Source organism: Candidatus Pelagibacter sp., from assembly GCF_052049835.1.
GTDB lineage: Bacteria > Pseudomonadota > Alphaproteobacteria > Pelagibacterales > Pelagibacteraceae > Pelagibacter.
Genome location: NZ_JBNGZF010000001.1, coordinates 232,671 through 251,159, shown reverse-complemented (window position 1 = coordinate 251,159; position 18,489 = coordinate 232,671). Strand labels below are relative to the sequence as shown.

At 28.4% G+C, this 18,489-nt stretch carries 20 protein-coding genes and 1 tRNA gene; 8 read left to right on the top strand and 13 right to left on the bottom strand.

Annotated elements, in window-relative coordinates; all coding sequences use genetic code 11:
* Positions 1 to 11 precede the first annotated feature (11 nt).
* Positions 12 to 401: a DUF6165 family protein gene (locus ACTT9R_RS01300; RefSeq protein WP_440926267.1), complete on the top strand. Its 390-nt coding sequence runs from the start codon at positions 12 to 14 to the stop codon at positions 399 to 401.
* Here the strand turns inward: ACTT9R_RS01300 and ACTT9R_RS01295 are convergent.
* Genes ACTT9R_RS01295 through speD form a run of 5 tightly spaced genes read right to left on the bottom strand, consistent with a single transcriptional unit; the run spans position 391 to position 4,547 of the window.
* Positions 391 to 1,179: a phytanoyl-CoA dioxygenase family protein gene (locus ACTT9R_RS01295; protein ID WP_440926266.1), complete on the bottom strand. Its 789-nt coding sequence runs from the start codon at positions 1,177 to 1,179 to the stop codon at positions 391 to 393. The two genes, ACTT9R_RS01300 and ACTT9R_RS01295, sit on opposite strands and share 11 nt — an antisense overlap.
* A 2-nt stretch (positions 1,180 to 1,181) precedes the next feature.
* Complete coding sequence (locus ACTT9R_RS01290) at positions 1,182 to 1,859, bottom strand: ABC transporter permease (RefSeq protein ID WP_440926265.1); 678 nt, start codon at positions 1,857 to 1,859, stop codon at positions 1,182 to 1,184.
* Positions 1,859 to 2,551 carry an ABC transporter permease gene (locus ACTT9R_RS01285; RefSeq protein WP_145595731.1) on the bottom strand — a complete coding sequence of 231 codons (693 nt, stop codon included), beginning with the start codon at positions 2,549 to 2,551 and terminating at the stop codon, positions 1,859 to 1,861. The genes ACTT9R_RS01290 and ACTT9R_RS01285 overlap by 1 nt, the downstream gene beginning before the upstream one ends.
* 44 nt (positions 2,552 to 2,595) lie before the next feature.
* Positions 2,596 to 3,447, bottom strand: coding sequence for a transporter substrate-binding domain-containing protein (locus ACTT9R_RS01280; protein ID WP_440926264.1), 852 nt, complete (start codon positions 3,445 to 3,447; stop codon positions 2,596 to 2,598).
* Positions 3,448 to 3,506: 59 nt separating this feature from the next.
* Positions 3,507 to 4,547, bottom strand: coding sequence for an adenosylmethionine decarboxylase (gene speD / locus ACTT9R_RS01275; protein WP_440926263.1), 1,041 nt, complete (start codon positions 4,545 to 4,547; stop codon positions 3,507 to 3,509).
* Between the two features lie 85 nt (positions 4,548 to 4,632).
* On the opposite strand from speD, the gene ACTT9R_RS01270 reads away from it, so the two are divergent.
* A complete protein-coding gene (locus tag ACTT9R_RS01270) occupies positions 4,633 to 6,666 on the top strand; it encodes a bifunctional aldolase/short-chain dehydrogenase (RefSeq protein WP_440926262.1) in 2,034 nt (677 codons plus the stop codon).
* A 1-nt stretch (position 6,667) separates the two neighbouring features.
* Here the strand turns inward: ACTT9R_RS01270 and mtnA are convergent, their stop codons facing one another.
* From mtnA to ACTT9R_RS01255, 3 genes are read right to left on the bottom strand one after another with little or no spacing between them, the layout of a single operon-like run.
* A complete protein-coding gene (gene mtnA / locus ACTT9R_RS01265) occupies positions 6,668 to 7,738 on the bottom strand; it encodes an S-methyl-5-thioribose-1-phosphate isomerase (protein WP_440926261.1) in 1,071 nt (356 codons plus the stop codon).
* Positions 7,735 to 8,601, bottom strand: a complete 867-nt coding sequence (locus ACTT9R_RS01260; protein ID WP_440926260.1) for an S-methyl-5'-thioadenosine phosphorylase — start codon at positions 8,599 to 8,601, stop codon at positions 7,735 to 7,737. Before ACTT9R_RS01260 ends, mtnA begins: the two co-directional genes overlap by 4 nt.
* A 4-nt stretch (positions 8,602 to 8,605) precedes the next feature.
* A complete protein-coding gene (locus ACTT9R_RS01255) occupies positions 8,606 to 9,355 on the bottom strand; it encodes a hypothetical protein (RefSeq protein ID WP_440926259.1) in 750 nt (249 codons plus the stop codon).
* A gap of 70 nt (positions 9,356 to 9,425) precedes the next feature.
* Here ACTT9R_RS01255 and ACTT9R_RS01250 point away from each other — a divergent pair, with 70 nt between their 5' ends.
* Complete coding sequence (locus ACTT9R_RS01250; RefSeq protein WP_440926258.1) at positions 9,426 to 9,956, top strand: adenine phosphoribosyltransferase; 531 nt, start codon at positions 9,426 to 9,428, stop codon at positions 9,954 to 9,956.
* On the opposite strand, the gene ACTT9R_RS01245 is transcribed toward ACTT9R_RS01250, so the two are convergent.
* The gene (locus ACTT9R_RS01245; RefSeq protein ID WP_440926257.1) at positions 9,934 to 10,839 is read right to left on the bottom strand and encodes a glycosyltransferase family 2 protein; all 906 of its coding nucleotides are present in this window, start codon (positions 10,837 to 10,839) and stop codon (positions 9,934 to 9,936) included. The genes ACTT9R_RS01250 and ACTT9R_RS01245 overlap by 23 nt on opposite strands.
* A 57-nt stretch (positions 10,840 to 10,896) precedes the next feature.
* Between ACTT9R_RS01245 and rfbB the strand changes: the two genes are divergently transcribed.
* From rfbB to ACTT9R_RS01220, 5 genes are all read left to right on the top strand, one after another.
* Positions 10,897 to 11,910, top strand: coding sequence for a dTDP-glucose 4,6-dehydratase (rfbB, locus tag ACTT9R_RS01240; protein ID WP_440926256.1), 1,014 nt, complete (start codon positions 10,897 to 10,899; stop codon positions 11,908 to 11,910).
* The gene (locus tag ACTT9R_RS01235; RefSeq protein ID WP_440926255.1) at positions 11,907 to 12,773 is read left to right on the top strand and encodes a sugar nucleotidyltransferase; all 867 of its coding nucleotides are present in this window, start codon (positions 11,907 to 11,909) and stop codon (positions 12,771 to 12,773) included. Before rfbB ends, ACTT9R_RS01235 begins: the two co-directional genes overlap by 4 nt.
* The gene (rfbC, locus tag ACTT9R_RS01230) at positions 12,773 to 13,294 is read left to right on the top strand and encodes a dTDP-4-dehydrorhamnose 3,5-epimerase (RefSeq protein ID WP_440926254.1); all 522 of its coding nucleotides are present in this window, start codon (positions 12,773 to 12,775) and stop codon (positions 13,292 to 13,294) included. The genes ACTT9R_RS01235 and rfbC overlap by 1 nt, the downstream gene beginning before the upstream one ends.
* A complete protein-coding gene (locus tag ACTT9R_RS01225) occupies positions 13,294 to 14,001 on the top strand; it encodes a sugar nucleotide-binding protein (RefSeq protein WP_440926253.1) in 708 nt (235 codons plus the stop codon). The genes rfbC and ACTT9R_RS01225 overlap by 1 nt, the downstream gene beginning before the upstream one ends.
* Positions 14,002 to 14,072: 71 nt before the next feature.
* Positions 14,073 to 15,107 carry a GMP reductase gene (locus tag ACTT9R_RS01220; RefSeq protein WP_440926252.1) on the top strand — a complete coding sequence of 345 codons (1,035 nt, stop codon included), beginning with the start codon at positions 14,073 to 14,075 and terminating at the stop codon, positions 15,105 to 15,107.
* Between the two features lie 7 nt (positions 15,108 to 15,114).
* On the opposite strand, the gene ACTT9R_RS01215 is transcribed toward ACTT9R_RS01220, so the two are convergent.
* From ACTT9R_RS01215 to ACTT9R_RS01200, 4 genes are all read right to left on the bottom strand, one after another.
* On the bottom strand, positions 15,115 to 15,627 hold the full coding sequence (locus tag ACTT9R_RS01215; protein ID WP_440926251.1) for a phosphoribosyltransferase: 513 nt from the start codon (positions 15,625 to 15,627) through the stop codon (positions 15,115 to 15,117).
* 6 nt (positions 15,628 to 15,633) lie between these two features.
* Positions 15,634 to 15,710: transfer RNA gene (locus tag ACTT9R_RS01210), tRNA-Met, on the bottom strand.
* Positions 15,711 to 15,779: 69 nt separating this feature from the next.
* Positions 15,780 to 15,989 (bottom strand): hypothetical protein, encoded by a 210-nt coding sequence (locus ACTT9R_RS01205; RefSeq protein WP_440926250.1) that lies wholly within the window; start codon positions 15,987 to 15,989, stop codon positions 15,780 to 15,782.
* Positions 15,990 to 16,038: 49 nt separating this feature from the next.
* A complete protein-coding gene (locus ACTT9R_RS01200) occupies positions 16,039 to 18,483 on the bottom strand; it encodes a GcvT family protein (RefSeq protein ID WP_440926249.1) in 2,445 nt (814 codons plus the stop codon).
* Positions 18,484 to 18,489 lie beyond the last annotated feature (6 nt).

The following is an 18,489-nucleotide window of genomic DNA, read 5'->3' as shown; positions in this document are numbered from 1 at the left end:
TATAAAATTTTATGAATAAAATTATAGTAGAAGTATCGGTTGGTGAGCTTTTAGACAAAATTTCAATATTAGAAATTAAAAAAGAAAAAATTAAAAATCCTGAAAAACTAAAATTTATATCAAATGAACATTCGATTCTTAAAGATCAGTTTGAAAAAAATGTTAAATCAGACGATAAACTAGATAAACTATTTCAAAATTTAAAAGAAATTAATGCTAAACTTTGGGTTATAGAGGACGACAAAAGAGATTGTGAAAAAAATAAAGACTTTGGTGATAAATTTATAAAATTATCCAGAGATGTTCATTTTTTAAATGATGACCGAGCAAAAATTAAATTAGAAATGAATAATCATACCGGATCAAGTATCAAAGAAATTAAAGAATATACTAGCTACTAAAAACTTTAGGAAACCAATCATCTCTCATCAAATCTCCAGTTTTTAAATTGATACCATCAAATGGGGGTGAAGTTGGTCCTCCCCTGTCAATATACTTAATATCATCACCTATAAATCTCATCGAAAATGCTCTTCGTGATTTAGAAGAATTGTTTCCTGTAGAACCATGTACAGTTTTAAAGTTAAATAAAACTGCATCACCCAAACTTAATTCTGGAATTAAAATATTTTTTTCAAATTCTTTTGATGGTGGTAAATCCATAAAAGCACTATCATCTTTATACCAAGATTGGTTATTTGACCATTTTGTAGGCCTAATTAACTTTGACCATTTGTGAGAACCTAAAATTATTTTAAGATTATTTTTCTGATCAACCTCATCTAATGGAATCCAAAAACTTCCAGTATCGTTACCATCAACACAGTAATATGGCATATCTTGATGCCAAGGTGTTTCTTTGTGAGTACCTGGATCCTTTATAAAAATATGTTCATGAAAAATTTGGGTAGATTTAGAATTAGTTGCTTCTGCAACAATTTGGGCTCCAAGCGAATTATATAAACAATTCTTAAATTCTTCTATCCTTTCCCAATTACAATAATCTTCAAAAAATCTCCCATTTTGATCAGTTACATTTTCTCTTGCGTACTTACTTGGATTATCTAAAACTTTTTGAAATCCTGTTCTAAGTGGCTCAATCCAATCTTTAAATACATCCTTGATTATTATTACACCGTCATTTTGATAATCATTAATTTGTTTCTCTGATAAAAACATTTTTATTGTTGAAAACTGTACTTTTTCTCTAAATATTTAATCACATTATGAATGAGAAAAGTCATGAACAAATAAATTCCACCAGCAACAATGAATACTTCGATTGGTTTAAAAGTTGTTGAAATTATATATTTAGCAACACCTGTTAAATCCATCAAAGTTACTGTGCTTGCTAAAGAAGTTCCTTTCATCATCAATATTATTTCATTTCCATATGCAGGAAGTGATTGTCTAATAGCGATTGGAATTTGAATTTTATAAAAGATTATTTTGTTTGATATTCCTAGGCTTTTTCCAGCTTCAATAATGCCTGGTTTTATAGTTTGAAATGCTGATCTTAAAATTTCAGAGGTATATGCGCCAGTATTTAAAGTAAATGCTATTATTGCACACCAATAAGGTTCTTTTAAAATTACCCATAAAAATGTTGTTCTTAAATATTCTATTTGTCCTAATCCAAAATAAATAATAAAAATCTGTACCAATAATGGTGTTCCTCTGAATACATAAGAATAACCATATGCAAATTTATTAATAAATATATTTTTGTTTAATCTTAAAATTGCAAAGAAAAGACCTAGGAATAATCCAAAAAATAACGATGCAGATAATAATTTTAAAGTAACTACTGTTGCTCCTAGAAGTTTAGGAAAACTAGTAATCATTAAATCAAAATCCATTAATACCCCCTGCTATACTTAACTTCTAATTTGTTAATTAATTTCATACTCACGTAAGTAAGCAATAAATATAAAACTGCCGCAAATGAATAGAAGAATAATGGATCTCTAGTAGATCCTGCCGCAATGTAGGATTGTCTCATTATCTCAACTAATCCTGTTACTGAAATAAGAGAAGTGTCTTTTAAAGTTATTTGCCAAACATTACTTAAATTTGGAATAGCTAACCTTAGCATTTGAGGTAAAATTATTTTATAAAATTGACCAAACTTATTTATTCCAAGAACCTTTGCAGCCTCAAATTGACCTTTGTCTATTGATTGAATTGCTCCTCGAAAAACTTCTGTTGAATAAGCACCAGAAATAATACCAATAGCCATTGAACCAGTAATAAATGCGTTAATCTCTATATATTCATAATAACCAAAAATTGAAGCTACATACATTATGGCTCCACTCCCCCCAAAGAAGAAAAGATAAATAACTAAAAGCTCAGGAACCCCTCGAATAACTGTTGTATAAAAATTACCAACTAAATTTAAAGTTTTATATTTTGAAAGTTTTAAAGGAGTAAAAATTAAAGCGAAAAAAAAACCAACTAACATTGCTGTAATCGATACAGCAATCGTCATTAGGGTTGCATAAAATAACTCGTCACCCCAACCTGTTTTACCAAATGCTAGAAGTTCCATATAGATTGGCGACTATATATTATAGTCGCCAAATCTGAAAATGATTACATAGATGCGTCGAAACCAAAGTGTTTAATAGCAAGTTTGCTGATAATACCTTTTTTTCGAGCTATATTAATTGCTCTGTTGAAATCTTTGAGTAATTTTGCATCTCTTTTTCCAATTGCATCATCACCACCTTGTCTAATTCCAACACCAACACCATTACCAAATGCACCACCTGAAAAAGTTGGTCCAACTAACACAACTGGTTTTCCTGATTTATCAGCATAGTCTGTAAATGCAACTGCTGCAGCTAACGCAACATCACATCTACCTGATGTTAAATCTAAATTAACTTCGTCTTGAGTTTTATAAGTTCTAACATTTACACTTCCTACATCACCTGATTCTAAAAAGTTTTGGTGAATAGTTCCTGTTTGTGTACAAACAGTTTTACCAGCAAGTGCACCTGTTAAAGTTTTAAGGGCTTTTTTAACATCAGATCCACCTAAAGAAAGATTAATACCTTCTGGTGTGTCCATTCCCTCTAAACTTGAACCTTTCATTACTGCAAGAGACGCAACTTCATCTGCATATCCTTGAGAAAACGTAATTGTTTTTTGTCTTTCAGCTGTAATTGACATACCTGCCATTATAGCATCAAACTTTCTCATTAATAATGCAGGGATCATTCCATCCCAATCTTGTTCAACTATAGTACATTCATGTTTCATGATTGCACAAAGTTCTTGAGCTAACTCAACCTCAAAACCAATAAGATTGCCAGATGCATCTTTTGAGTTCCATGGTGGATAAGCACCCTCAGTTCCAATTTTTATTTTATCAGCATAAACATTTCCGATTAATAATAAAGAAGCAAGAACTGTTAAAATAGTTTTTTTGAATATATTCATTATTATCTCCTTTAATTAAGAAGAATTATTTCATAAATTTAAATAATAAAAAAGAAAAATTAATGATTAATTGATGAAGAAAAATTCCAAGAGCAATCAAAGCTAGGTATGTAAACTCTCGCTAATTTAGCATTTCCAAAGTTTTGATTGAAAACATTTAGCCAATTTTCAACCTGTTGTGGTTTTTTGTCCTGACTCCCAACTTGAGCAGTAATAACTCCTTTTGGTTTTAATATTCTAACTAATGAATCCATATTTTTTGCAGCTAAATCTATACAAAATTGATCATCATTTAAATCAACAAAGATATGATCATAAGTATCGTCACCTACTGTTTTAATACTTTCAAAAGCATCACCCCAAACACATTTTACAGAATTCTTTTCAGTTGCTTTTTTTCCAATATCTCCAAGATGTTTATTGCAAACATCGACTACTTCAGGATCTAATTCATACCAATCGATAAAGTTAAAATTTTTTGAAATACATTCTCTTGCAACTCCCCCATCTCCACCACCTATGATAGCAGCTCTTTCATTATCTTTATTTAAATTTAAACCAGAACCAACGAAGGTAGAGCTGTATAAATGTTCATCAGTAGCAGCAACTTGGATCTCGCCATCTATAAATAAGGACTTACCAAATTGTTCTAAGTCTAAAATTTCAATATGCTGACCTACTTTAGATTTAAAATCTTCTAAAACATCATTCACTACGTAAGATTTTTGTAATCCTGGTGAACTATAAATATCATAATAAAGAGATTTTGTGTCTCTATTAAACTCTTTTTTAACTATTCTTTTATGTTCAAATTCTTTTTTTATAATTTCAATTGCAACTGATGGACTTACTTTACCACAAGTAAAGAAATCAAAACTTATAATGCCTTTTTCAGGAAATGTATGAAAACTCATGTGACTTTCAGCTAATAACGCTAAAATTGTAAAACCTTGGGGTTCAAATTTATATTTTGAAATATTTAAAATTGTTATTTTTGCAGCTTTTGCAATATCATTAATTACTTTTTCAAATACAGAAGGATCATACTCTTTAGTTGTTCCAATAATATCTAGTGTTATATGTTCACCAACTTTCGTCATAATATGCTTGATGAAACCTTACTAATCAAATTTTTTACTTCTTTCAAACAAAAAACTATTATAATACTTCGCTGAGGTTGTAACTGTGAAAAACAATTGGTCAAATTTAGAAGCAAAAAAATACATCAAAAAGTATACAAAACTTGGTCATTCAAAAGATATGGCCTTAAGAGTTTATACAACCAGATTATTAGGAAGAAATAGTGAGCTTGTTCTACACGGAGGTGGAAATACTTCTGTAAAAACGTCAATTAAAGATATTGATGGCAAAAATTACGAGGTACTCTGTGTTAAAGGAAGTGGTTGGGACATGGCTGATATAGAGCCAGCCGGTTTACCTGCGGTAAAATTAAATCCACTTTTAGCCCTTAAAAATAAAAATTATTTAAGCGATGAAGATATGGTTGCATATCAAAAGAGAAACTTAATCGATATTAAGTCACCTAATCCATCTGTAGAAACTTTTTTACATGCCTTTTTACCATTCAAATTTGTTGATCACACCCATGCTGACGCAATTATGGATGTAACAAATAGGCCAAATGGTAAAGATCTTTGTAAAAAAATTTTTGGATCCAAGGTAAGTATTGTACCTTACGTAATGCCTGGATTTGGTTTGGCTAAAAAAATTAATGAAGTTTATAAGAAAAATCCAAATATTAACTGCTTAATACTTTTAAACCATGGAATTTTTACTTTTGATAATGACGCTAAAAAATCTTATGACTTAATGATTAAATATGTTTCAATTGCAGAAAAAACTGTAAGAAAATTAAAAAGAAAAAAAATAAAACAAATCAAAAATTATCGCACTAAGTTTAAACCTCATGAAATTGCACCAATTTTAAGAGGTCTATTAACTGAAAATAAAGATCAAAAATTCATACTAAATTTTAGGTCAAACAAAACTTTAGATTATTTTATAAATGGAGAAGAGGTTAAAAGATATTCTGGTATTGGAACTGCTACTCCTGATCATGTTATTAGAGTCAAACCTTTTCCATTAGTAATTACACCAAAACAAAATTCAACTGTTGAAGATTTCAAAAAAGTAGCTGAGAAAAGTTTCAAAGATTATAGAAAAAAATATGTAAAATATTTCAATACAAACAAAAAAAAAGTTAAAGGTAAAAAAACCATGTTAGATACATCGCCTAGGGTAATCCTAGTACAAAATGTTGGTTTATTTAGTGTAGGTGATAATCTTAATGCTTCCAAAATAGCTGGAGATTTGACAGAAACTAACGCGAGAGTAATTTCATCAGTAGAGGAAACTACAAAATATAAATTCATACCTGAAAAGGATTTGTTTGATGTTGAATATTGGACGCTAGAACAAGCTAAAATAAAAAAAACTAAAAAAATTCTCCAAGGAAATGTTGTTGTAATAACTGGTGGATTTGGTGCAATAGGTTCCGCCACTTACAAACTCTTTAAAAGTTATGGTGCAGAAATTGTATTACTTGATTACGATTCTAAAAAAGTAAAAGAAATACAAAGTAAAATTAAAGATTTATGTTTGCACTGTGATGTAACAAACAAAAATAGTGTAAAAAATGCTTTTAAAAAGATTTGTGAACAATATGGTGGTATCGATATTTTAATATCAAATGCTGGAACAGCAGTTGGTGGATCAATTGCTGAAGTGAATGATGGCATCTTAAGACAAAGCTTTGAAGATAATTTTTTCTCTCATCAAAATTGTGCTTCAGAAACTATAAAAATAATGAAAAAACAAAATATTCAAGGATGCTTATTGTTTAATATTTCGAAACAATCAGTTAATCCTGGAAAAAACTTTGGTCCTTATGGTCTCCCAAAAACAGCTTTATTAAGTTTATGTAAGCAATATGCGGTTGATTATGGATCATATGGTATTAGATCAAATGGAGTTAATGCTGATAGAATTAGGAGTGGTCTTTTAAATGATGGAATGATTAAATCTCGAGCTAAGGCCAGAGAAGTTTCAACTGATGAATATATGAGAGGAAATTTGCTTTTAAACGAAGTAAAAGCAGAAGATGTTGCAAAAGCTTTTTTTCATCTAGCTGTATCAAAAAAAACAACTGGAGCAGTACTAACTGTTGATGGTGGAAATATAGCTGCTTCCCTTAGATAATTTAATTAAATAATTTTTTTAGTCCTTCAGAAGAAGCTTCTGAAACCCCTCTTTCTGTAATCAAACCTGTAACATATTTTGCAGGTGTAACATCAAAAGCTAAATTTATTGCCTTGCTTTTTTTAGGATATATCAAAACTTTCTTAAGTTGATTATTCTCATCAATACCCTCAACATGAGATAATTCCTCTGAATTCCTTTCCTCAATAGGAATTTCTTTTGCATCTTTAATTTCCCAATCAATTGTTGAGCTTGGAAGAGCAACATAAAACGGAACATTATTATCGTGTGCAGCTAATGCTTTAAGATATGTTCCAATTTTATTACAAACATCTCCATTAGATAAAGTTCTATCAGTACCAACAATACACATATCAACCTCGCCTCTTTGCATTAAAATACCACCAGTGTTATCAGCAATAATAGTGTTTGGAATTTTTTCCTCATTTAATTCGTACGAAGTTAAATTTGCACCTTGGTTTCTTGGTCTCGTTTCGTCAACCCAAACATGAACAGGAATCCCTTTCTTATGAGCATGATAAATTGGCGATGTAGCTGTTCCCCAATTAATAGTTGCTAACCAACCCGCATTACAATGTGTTAATATATTTACCGTATCTTTTTTTTTATTATAAATTTCCTCAATTATTTTTAATCCATTAATACCAATTTTTTCACAAAACTTTTCATCTTCATCACATATTTCTTGTGCTTCATTTAAGGCAATACTTAATATTTGATCACTGTTAATACCTGCTAATTTTTTCATCATTCGGTCTACAGCCCATTTTAAATTAATAGCTGTAGGTCTTGATCGAATTAATTCTTCTGCACTTTTTTTTATAAATTCTGGATTATTATTTTCTTGAACTGCCAAAGCTATACCATAAGCAGCTGTTCCTCCTATTAAAGGTGCTCCTCTTACTTCCATTATTTTAATGGCATAAATTGCATCTTTTACTGTTTTTAGTTCTTTAATTATAAATTGATGAGGAAGTTTGGTTTGATCAATTATTTTAACAATATTTCCTTCACACCATATTGTACGGTATTCTTTACCTTCAATCTTCATTTAGATAAAACTCTTCCAGCTATTGTTTTAAGTTTATCAATTGTTTTTTTAGTTCTTTTTTCAGGAGCTGTAATAATTGCTACATCCAAACAATTATTTGTTGGATCATTTGGATCAATATGATTTTCAAAATTATCAATTAAGTTTTTAATCATAACCTTGGCTTTTTCAGCATTGCCTAATAAAACCTTAATAACTTGCTGAACATCAACATTTTCATGATCTGGATGCCAACAATCAAAATCAGTTACCATCGAAACTGACGCATATCTAATTTCAGCTTCTCTTGCTAACTTTGCTTCAGGCATATTTGTCATTCCAATTACATCCGCTTTCCAAGATCTATATAAATTTGACTCTGCTAATGTGGAAAATTGAGGCCCTTCCATAACAACATAAGTCCCATTTCTTTGATAATCTATATTAGATTTTTTTATTGCATCTTCACAGGCGTTCATGAGTCCGTTTGAAGTTGGATGTGCCATTGAAACATGTGCTACAATTTCATCATCAAAAAAAGTTTTAGTTCTTGCAAATGTTCTATCTATAAATTGATCAACAATTACAAATTTTCCTGGAGGTAAATTTTCTTTAAGTGAGCCAACTGCAGATACTGAAACTATATCGCTTACTCCCAATTGTTTAAGAGCATCTATATTAGCTCTAAAATTAATGTTAGATGGAGCAATAAAGTGCCCACGACCATGTCTTGGTAAAAAATAGACTTCCTTATCATTATAGTTTGTCTTTAAAATTTGATCTGATGGTTTGCCCCACGGAGTGTTTAAATCTAGCAGTTCTCTATTTTTAAACTCTTGAATATCATAAAGACCACTACCACCTATTATTGCTAATTTACTCATTTTTTTAAGAAATTAACTTATAACTATCATCCCCAATTAGTTTTGCATACATAATCCAATTCTCAAAAATAAGTACATCTTTAATAGTCAAACCTGACGAAACATTTAGTTTTTTTAATTTATAATTTTCACTATTTATTTTATCAAAGTCATTTTCAAATTTTTTCCAGCTTGTCTTATATTTCATTTCATTTTTGTCTAAATTTTTATAATTAGGATAACTTTGAGCATATTCACTACAACCTCTTTTTATCTGACAGAGTATATTTTCATCTATTTTATATTTTACTTTTTGACATACAAATTTTAATAAATTTTCTGCCTCTTCTAAAGATTTACAATAGATAAAACCTTTGTAATTTCCATCTATATTTTTTCTTCCTTCAATCATACATTTTCTAAAATTTTTATTAGAAAATGTTATTTTGTCAAATAGTATATGTAATTTTATAAGATGTATTACTGTTTTAGGTTCAATTAAAATTTTATAACAACCAAAACAAAATTCTGGTATCACATTGTGTGTCTCAAATATTTTCATATGTCTATCGCAATTATAATCATTTATACCACCTCTAGGTATTTGAGTTATATTAAGTGAAATTTTTTTTTTGAAATATTTTCTTAAAATTTTTCGTGACTGTAAAATAAAGTTAAAAACTGATTGATCTTCAATTTTATCTGACTCATTTAAGTTAAGTGAAATAAGAGAAATTTCTTTATTTGCATCAATATAACTTTTCTGATCAATCACACTCTGATTAAATTATAAATTAATATTTTAAAATATATAAATTGTGATATTAGACTAGAATAGTTATAAAATGCTAGATATTAAAAATTACATTAGATCCATTCCTGATTACCCAAAAAAAGGCATTTTATTTAGGGATATTACAACTTTGATAAAAAATGAGAGAGCTTTTGCTGCAACAATTAATCAAATAGTTGAAAGATCAGAAAAATTTAATTTTACTAAAATTGCAGCTATTGAGTCAAGAGGTTTTGTTTTTGCTTCAGCAGTTTCCTATATTTTGAAAAAACCATTTATAATGTTAAGAAAAAAAAATAAACTTCCTGCTGATGTTCATTCAATTGATTTTGAATTAGAATATGGAACAGCGACAATAGAGGTTCATAAGGATTCTATTAACGAAAACGATACAGTCTTAATTATTGATGATTTAATAGCAACCGGAGGTACTGCCGAAGCTGCAGCAAAACTCATAGAAATTTCAAAAGGAAAAGTTTCTGCTTTTATATTTGTGATCAATTTGTTTGATCTTGGTGGATCAGATAATTTAATTAAAAAAAATTATAAGGTTGAAAACCTTATAGATTTTCCTGGTCACTAATTTTAATTATTGGTCTAAAAAAAGATTTTTTTCCTAAAATTGCACTTAAAAATCCTTTGGCTCGATGAAGATAAATTTCTTTTTTTCTTTTATTTAATAAAAAATAAAAAAAATATTTTATCACAGCAGAAAAAAAAGTCGGCAAAGTTGTCAATAAAGAGTTCAGAAAACCATAATGCTTTTTATTAAAATAAAATTTAGACCATACCCAGTGCCAATTCCTAGACAACTCAATTTGATAAGCATACTTTTTATCAACTGCACTTGCGCCAAGGTGTTTAATTTTAGATTTGGGAACGATATAAATATTCTCATTATTATCTGTAATTCTTTTACATAGGTCGTCGTTTTCTAAATAAAGAAAAATATTTTCATCAAAATATTTAAATTTTTCAAAATTATTCAAATTATTTATTCTTTTTAAATTTAAAATCATCGCAAATCCATCTACACTTTTTACTTTAAATGGTTCAGAGTTAATATCTGACAAATTGTTTTGATTAAAAGGTTTAAAGTTTGGAAAATTTTCTTCGTCTAGGATAGGAGCTATAATACTAAAAGAAGTCAAAATACCTGATGCATTAACAATCTCATCTATAGTTTTTTCTTCAAGAATTACATCTGGATTTAAGATAAATGCAAAATCGGTTAATACCTCCCTCAAACCCAAATTATTTCCAGATCCCATACCTACATTTTCTGATAAAATACAGGTTGTGTTGGAATATTTTTTTTCTATTGTTTCTTTAAATTGATAATTGTTTGAATTATCAACGACAATAATTTTTATATCATCGGGAATTGATTGTATGCAATCATGTATTACATTTTCACTCATAAAACTTACTATCACCACAGTTAAATTTTGCCTAGATATTGACATAAGATATGTTTATTCAACTATACTAATACTTTTTAGTAATGTAAAAAATAATTTCTGATGAAAAAAATAATTGTAACAGGTGGTCTTGGATTTATAGGTAGTAATTTGATTGATATTTTAATTAAGAAAAAATTTTTTGTTATAAATTTAGACAAAATTACTTACTCCTCTAATTTTTATAATACAAAACATTTTAAAAATCTCAAAAACTACAAGTTTATAAAATGTGATATATCAGATAAAAAAATTTTAAATATTCTAAATAAGTATAAACCTAGTTGTATTTTCAACCTAGCTGCTGAAACACATGTAGATAGATCTATAGATAATCCTGATACTTTTATAAAAAGTAATATTGTTGGAGTATATAATTTATTAGAATGTTTCAAAATTTTTTCAAAAAGAAATAAATCAAAACTTGTTCATATTTCGACAGATGAAGTTTATGGAGATGTTCTAAATGGAAGGTCTTCTGAAATTTATCAATACAATCCCAGTTCACCATACGCTGCAAGCAAAGCAGCTTCCGACCATCTTGTAAGCTCATATGTAAGAACCTATAAGATTAATGCAGTTGTTACTAATTGTTCAAATAATTACGGTCCAAATCAACATCCAGAAAAATTAATTCCTAAATTAATCTATAATATTTTAAATAACAAAACTCTGCCAATTTATGGAAAAGGTTTGAATTCAAGAGAGTGGATTTATGTAAAAGATCATTGTGAAGCTCTGATCAAAGTATATCAAAAAGGTAAGCCTGGAAATTTTTACAATATAGGATCAAATAAAAATCTTAGTAATTTAGAGGTAACAAAAAAACTTTTAAAAATAGCCAAAAAAAAAATTTTTATTGGAAAAAATGTAAAAATTAATTTTGTCAAAGATCGACCAGGACATGATGTTAGATATGCCCTTAATAGTAATAAGATCAAAAAAGAATTAAATTGGAAGCCAAACATAAATTTTAACGAAGGTATAAAACTAACTTTTGATTGGTATAATAATAATAAAATGTATTACAAATCTTTAAAAAAAAAAGATATTCATAAAAGATTAGGAAACAAATGATTAAAAAAGGAATAATATTAGCGGGAGGTATGGGTACAAGAATGAGCCCAATCACAAAAGCAGTAAATAAACAATTATTACCTATTTATGATAAACCATTAATTTTTTATCCTTTGTCAATTCTAATGTTGGCTAAAATAAAAAATGTATTGATTATTGTTAACAAAGGACAACTTGGACAATATAAAAAAATAATTCCAGATGGAAAAAGATTTGGAATCAAGATTTCATTTTTAGAGCAAGATAAACCAAGAGGATTACCAGATGCTTTTATATTGGGTGAAAATTTTATTAAAAAAGATAATGTTGCAATGATTTTGGGTGATAATTTTTTTTATGGTCAATCCTTAAGTAAAATGCTTAACCACTGTACAAAAATTAAAAATGGAGCAAAAGTAGTGCTTCATAGAGTAATCAATCCTGAAAATTTTGGTGTAGCTGTTGTTAATGGTAAAAAAATTATTTCTATAAAAGAGAAGCCAAAAAAATTTATATCAAATCTAGCAATTACAGGATTATATTTTTTAGACAATAAAGTTGTGAAATTTGCAAAACAACTTAGACCATCAAAAAGAAATGAGTTAGAAATAGTAGATCTACTAAATAAATACAAAAAACAAAATAAACTATCTGCAGAATTTCTTGGGAGAGGTGGTGCTTGGCTTGATACAGGATCTATTGAAGATTTTTATAAAACGACAAATTTTGTTTCAGCTATAGAAAATCAACAAGGATTTAAAATAGCTTGTCTTGAGGAAATAGCTTTAAATAATAAATGGATTAAAAAAAGAGATGTTACTAATGCTATAAAATTTTATGGAAATTGTGAATATTCTAAATATCTAAAAAAAATAATATCATAGTGATAAAAACAAAGTTTAAAAATCTATTTTTAATAAAAAATAAAAATTTTAAAGATCAACGAGGTTATTTTAAAGAAATAATAAGAGAAAATAAATTAAAAAAAAAATTTCCTTTTTTAGTAATGTCTTATTCAAAACAAAATGTTGTTAGAGGACTTCATATCCAAACTAAAAATTCTCAAGGTAAGTTTGTAACCGTCATTAAAGGAAAAATTTTTGATGTTGCGATTGATTTAAGAAAAAATTCTAAGACTTTTGGGAAAGTATATTGTTGTATTTTAAGTGAAAAAAACACGAAATCTATTTTTATACCTGAAGGTTTTGCTCATGGATTTCAAGCTTTGGAAAAAGAAAATTATGTTATTTATAGTTGTACAAAATATAGAGAAAAAAACAGTGAAGTTACTATTGATATTTACGATAAAGATTTAAATATAAAATGGCCTATTAAAAAAAAGATTATTTCAAAAAAAGATAAAAAAGGAATTACTTTTCAAAAATATAAAGAAGTATACTTATAATGAAAAATCTTATTCTAGTTACAGGAGGTGAAGGTAAATTTGCAAGAATATTAAAATCGCAAAATAAAATTTTAAACTTTTATTTTGCAACAAAAAAAGAATGTAATATTTTAAATATAAATTCAATTGAAAAGATAATAAAAAAAACAAAACCTAGAATAATCATGCATTGCGCTGCTCTTTCTAGGCCAATGAATATTCATGAAAAAGATATAATAAGAAGTATTGATATAAATATAATTGGCACATCAAACATCACTAAAGTTTGTAAAAAAAATAATATAAAATTGATTTATTTTTCTACTGGTTATGTTTATGAAGGAATTAAAGGAAATTATTCTGAACTTGATCCAGTAAAACCTTTTAATAACTATGGATTATCTAAATTAGGGGGAGAGTGTGCTGTTAGAATGTATAAAAACTCTCTTATTTTAAGACTAACTATGACAGAAAAACCATTCGCATATGAAAAGGCGTATTCTAATTTAGAAACAAATTTCATGTTTCACGAGGATGTCGTTAAAATTCTACCCAAAATAATTAAACAAAAAGGTATCATAAACATAGGTGGTAAATCTCAATCCGTTTATTCATTTGCTAAATCTAACAATAAAAAAGTAAAAAAAATTAAAATGAAAAAAAAATCAAAATTACCTCCAAAACAGACTATGAACATTTCAAAACTAAAGAAATTGTTATCAAAATAATCATTATTTAACTTATCCACAGGGTATAAATTAATTTGAAATAAGTTTTAATAATAATAACTTTATTTATTATGAGAATTGAAGAAGAATTAAAGCTCGATTATTCAGATGTATTGTTTAGACCTAAAAGAAGTACTCTTAAAAGTCGTAAAGATGTTAATTTATTAAGAACTTATCGCTTTAAATATAGTAAAAACGAATGGTCGGGTATACCAATAATGGCAGCAAATATGGATGGAGTTGGTGAACTAAGTGTTGCTGAAAAATTAAATGAATACGGAATGATAACATCTTTAACAAAACAACATGATGTTAAAAAAATTAAACAAAGTAAAAATATTAAAAAAATATATTCTAATATCGCTCTTAGTGTTGGTATAAAGAAAGAAGATTTTTTAAATTTAGATAAAGTATTAAAAGAATTTAGTTTTTTTAAATTTATTTGTATTGATGTTGCTAATGGATACACAGAACATTTCACTAACTTCATTAAATCAGTAAGAGATAAATATCCTACAAAAACAATTATTGCTGGTAACGTAGTAACAGCAGATATGACTCAAGAATTAGTTTTAAGTGGTGCAGACATTGTTAAAGTTGGAATTGGACCTGGGAGTGTATGCACAACAAGAATTCAAACAGGTGTTGGTTATCCTCAATTAAGTGCGGTAATAGAATGTGCTGATGCGGCACATGGACTTGGTGCACATGTGATAGCAGATGGTGGATGCACATGTCCAGGAGATGTTGCTAAAGGTTTTGGAGGTGGTGCAGATTTTGTAATGCTTGGTGGTATGCTTGCTGGACATGATGAAGGAAATGGTAAAATTGTTAAAGTTAATGGAGAAAAATATATTGAATTCTATGGATCTAGCTCCGAAGTTGCTAATAAAAAACACTATGGTGGACTATCAGATTACCGAAGTAGTGAAGGAAGAAAAGTAAGAGTAAAATATAGAGGTAAAATTAACGATACAATTTTAAACATTCTTGGTGGTGTAAGAAGTAGCTGCACTTACGTTGGGGCACCGTCACTTAAACAATTAAGTAAATGTACAACGTTCGTTAGAGTATCCAGTCAATTTAATGATAGTTTAATTAAATAATTTATTTTTAAAACTTAAAATCTTTTATATTTGTAGTTTCGTATTTCTCAAAAGGCATATGTATCCAAGGAGAGTCTTTTAGATAATCTACAGAATAATCAGGTTTAAATTTTGAAGTTGATTTGTGCCATAAAACTGCAGTTTTAATTTTTTCATCAAAATAAAAGCCATAAAAATGTTCTAACCATTTAATACTTTTTATTAAAGTTTTTCCAGAATCAGCTAAATCATCAACTAACAAAACATGTGAACCTAAGTTTGGAGTAGTTTTTGCTAAATCTCTCGAAAAAGTAAACTGTCCTTGTTGATTTTTTATGTCGTCACTATCACCATGGTAAGACTCAACAGATAGAATGGCTAAAGGAACATTAAAAAGTCTACTAAAAATATCTCCAACCCTTAATCCACCTTTTGCAATACAAATTATTTGGTTAAACTTTAAATTATCATCATTGATTTTTTTAGCTAATTGCTCTATCTTTTTATGATAATCTTCCCAAGTTATATAAATATCATTCATAGTTTTTGGTAGCGGGAAGTGGGATCGAACCACTGACCTCGGGCTTATGAGTCCCGCGCTCTAACCAACTGAGCTACCCCGCCTTAATTGATGAATGGTTTATAATACAAATCTTTATTGTTTCAATAAACTTTTTTAAATCAAATTATAAACTAAACCATAAAATAGATGGCTAACGAACTAACTAAACCAGCTAAAATAATTGAAAAAACAATTCTTTTTCTAAAAGTTTTTTTTTGATCTAATCGAACTCTATTTAGTAAAACATTTACATTCGTAGTTTTAAACTTGTCTATTTCTAAATCTTTATTTGAGGCAATATCAGTATTAAGTAATGATTGATCTTGATAGTTTTTTTTCACGATTTATTTAACCAGCTAATTGGCTTAAATACAATAAAATTAAAATTAACTAAATTTTTCTAAAATCTTTTGTATTTAATGGTTTTGAAAGAATTTCGATTGGATATTTGACCTTCTCAACTTCTATGAACAAATTTTTACCTTTAAGCGTTTCTATTGTGTTTTCTGAATTAACATAACCAAAAGATAAATTTTTATCAAAGCAAAATGAATAATTTCCAGAAGTTGTTCTCCCAATAATTTTATCATCTAAATAAATGGGCTCTTCATGTAACAACAAAGGTTCACCTGGCTTACTATCTTTTAGTGTAAACATCATCATTGTTTTTTCTAAAGATTTATCTTTAATTTTTAATAAAGCATCTTTACCTATAAAATTAACATTTTTTTTATAACTAATAGTAAAATTTAAACCTGCATCGTACTGATTTTCTTCTGGTGAAATATCATGGCCCCAATGTAAAAAACCACTTTCCATTCTCATTATATCCATCGCATGCATTCCACAATGAGATAAACCAAAATTTTTTCCTTCATCGATTAAGATTTTATATAATTTTAATGAATTTTCTTTGTTAACATATAGCTCAAAACCAAGTTCACCTACATAAGATATTCTTTGCGCCCAAACTTTTATTTCTTGAATATTTATATATTTGCATGTACCAAATTTAAAATTTTGAGAGGTAAAATCATCTTTACTTATATTTTGAATCATATCTCTGCTTTTAGGACCAAACAAACCAAAACAACAAATATTTTCCGTAACATCAATTAATTCAACTTCATCAGACAAATATTTAAGGATATGATATTTGTCTCTTTCTCTCGTTGCTGCTGAACTAACGATCCTAAAATGGTTTTTATCAATACAAACAACTGTTAGATCTGTTTCAATACCACCATCATCATTCAACATATGTGTATAAGTTGATTTACCAATTTCATTTTTTATATTTGCTGTACAAATTTTTTGTAAATCACCATGAGTTTTCTCACCTTTTAAATCAAATTTTGAAAAAGTTGAAAAATCAAAAAGCCCAACATTTTTTCTAGCATTTATTGTTTCATGTTTTGCTGAGGGATACCAATTTTGAAAATTAAAACTGTAATTATATTTAGGTTCTTGGCCGTTTAAAGAATACCACATAGGTCTTTCAAAACCTCCAGCAACTCCAAAACATGCACCAGCTTTTTTTAATTCGTCATGATAAGGCAATAATTTTTGATTTCTTGAGGTTGCGTGTTGTTTATATGGCCAATGCATACCATATAAATCTCCTAAAGTTTCTGTAACTCTTTCCATAATGAATTTACTAGATGAATGAAACTTTTGAAATCTTTTTATATCTAATGAAAATAAATCTTCATTTATATGTCCATTAATAATCCATTCAGCTGTAACTCTACCTGCACCTCCAGAACTTGCTATTCCAATGCTATTAAAACCACAACAAGTATAAAGATTTTTTACTTCAGTTGTTTCTCCAAGTAAACACTGTGTATCAGGTGTAAACGATTCGGGACCAGAAAAAAATTTTCTAATACCTGCGTTTTCTAACATCGGAAGTCTATGAAAAGATTTTTCAAGGTAGGGCTCGAAGTGGTCAAAGTCATCTGGAAATTCTCCAAATGAAAAATTATCAGGAACTCTTCCACTATCTTTAAAAGCAGGTTTTGCATTAGGTTCAAAAATTCCAACTAACATTTTTCCAGCATCTTCCTTTAAATAAAGACAAGCATTGTAATCCCTCAAAACAGGCAAATCTTTAGGAAGATCTTTCATAGGTTCTGTAATCACATAGAAGTGCTCATTAGGATATAGCGGAACACTTACACCAATGTCTTCTCCAATTTGTCGAGACCACATTCCAGTAGCTAAAACAACATATTCACATTCAATATTCCCATGAGTTGTTTCAACACCACATATTCTTTTATTTTTAACTAAAATTTTTTTTACTGGTGACTTTTCAAATATTTGAACACCCAGCAATTTAGCGGCTTTAGCCAATACATTAGTAACTCCAACGGGATCTGCCTGACCATCTTTTGGCATGTAAACACCACCAATTAAATCTTCGTTTTTTACGACTGGGTACAATTCTTTTATTCTTTCTTTACTTAAAACCTCTACTTCAACATTGGATAATTGTGCAGTTGTTGCTTGTCTTAACAGCTCCTGCATCCTTTCTTTAGTGGAAGCTACTGTTATTGCTCCATTTTGTTTAAGACCAGTTGATAAACCTGTTGTTTTCTCTAATTCTTTATAGAGTTCTAAAGAGTATTTTCTTAATTTTGTAATTGTTGAACTGGCTCCTAATTGACCCAAAAGTCCAGCTGCGTGCCAAGTCGTCCCAGAAGTTAATTGATCCCTTTCTAGCAAAATAACATCTTTCCAACCAAATTTTGCTAAATGATATGCACAAGAGGTACCGGCTACACCTCCACCTATTACAACAACTTTTGTATTTTTAGGAATTTCTTTATACACATAGAT

Excerpts from the sequence above, each read along its gene's own strand:
- ACTT9R_RS01290 (WP_440926265.1), bottom strand. The coding sequence starts at position 1,859 with ATGGATTTTGATTTAATGATTACTAGTTTTCCTAAACTTCTAGGAGCA.
- ACTT9R_RS01225 (WP_440926253.1), top strand. The coding sequence starts at position 13,294 with ATGAAAAATCTTATTCTAGTTACAGGAGGTGAAGGTAAATTTGCAAGA.
- speD (WP_440926263.1), bottom strand. The coding sequence starts at position 4,547 with ATGACGAAAGTTGGTGAACATATAACACTAGATATTATTGGAACAACT.
- ACTT9R_RS01295 (WP_440926266.1), bottom strand. The coding sequence starts at position 1,179 with ATGTTTTTATCAGAGAAACAAATTAATGATTATCAAAATGACGGTGTA.
- ACTT9R_RS01215 (WP_440926251.1), bottom strand. The coding sequence starts at position 15,627 with ATGAATGATATTTATATAACTTGGGAAGATTATCATAAAAAGATAGAG.
- ACTT9R_RS01285 (WP_145595731.1), bottom strand. The coding sequence starts at position 2,551 with ATGGAACTTCTAGCATTTGGTAAAACAGGTTGGGGTGACGAGTTATTT.
- ACTT9R_RS01245 (WP_440926257.1), bottom strand. The coding sequence starts at position 10,839 with ATGTCAATATCTAGGCAAAATTTAACTGTGGTGATAGTAAGTTTTATG.
- rfbB (WP_440926256.1), top strand. The coding sequence starts at position 10,897 with ATGAAAAAAATAATTGTAACAGGTGGTCTTGGATTTATAGGTAGTAAT.
- ACTT9R_RS01220 (WP_440926252.1), top strand. The coding sequence starts at position 14,073 with ATGAGAATTGAAGAAGAATTAAAGCTCGATTATTCAGATGTATTGTTT.
- ACTT9R_RS01300 (WP_440926267.1), top strand. The coding sequence starts at position 12 with ATGAATAAAATTATAGTAGAAGTATCGGTTGGTGAGCTTTTAGACAAA.
- ACTT9R_RS01260 (WP_440926260.1), bottom strand. The coding sequence starts at position 8,601 with ATGAGTAAATTAGCAATAATAGGTGGTAGTGGTCTTTATGATATTCAA.
- ACTT9R_RS01280 (WP_440926264.1), bottom strand. The coding sequence starts at position 3,447 with ATGAATATATTCAAAAAAACTATTTTAACAGTTCTTGCTTCTTTATTA.
- ACTT9R_RS01250 (WP_440926258.1), top strand. The coding sequence starts at position 9,426 with ATGCTAGATATTAAAAATTACATTAGATCCATTCCTGATTACCCAAAA.
- ACTT9R_RS01235 (WP_440926255.1), top strand. The coding sequence starts at position 11,907 with ATGATTAAAAAAGGAATAATATTAGCGGGAGGTATGGGTACAAGAATG.
- mtnA (WP_440926261.1), bottom strand. The coding sequence starts at position 7,738 with ATGAAGATTGAAGGTAAAGAATACCGTACAATATGGTGTGAAGGAAAT.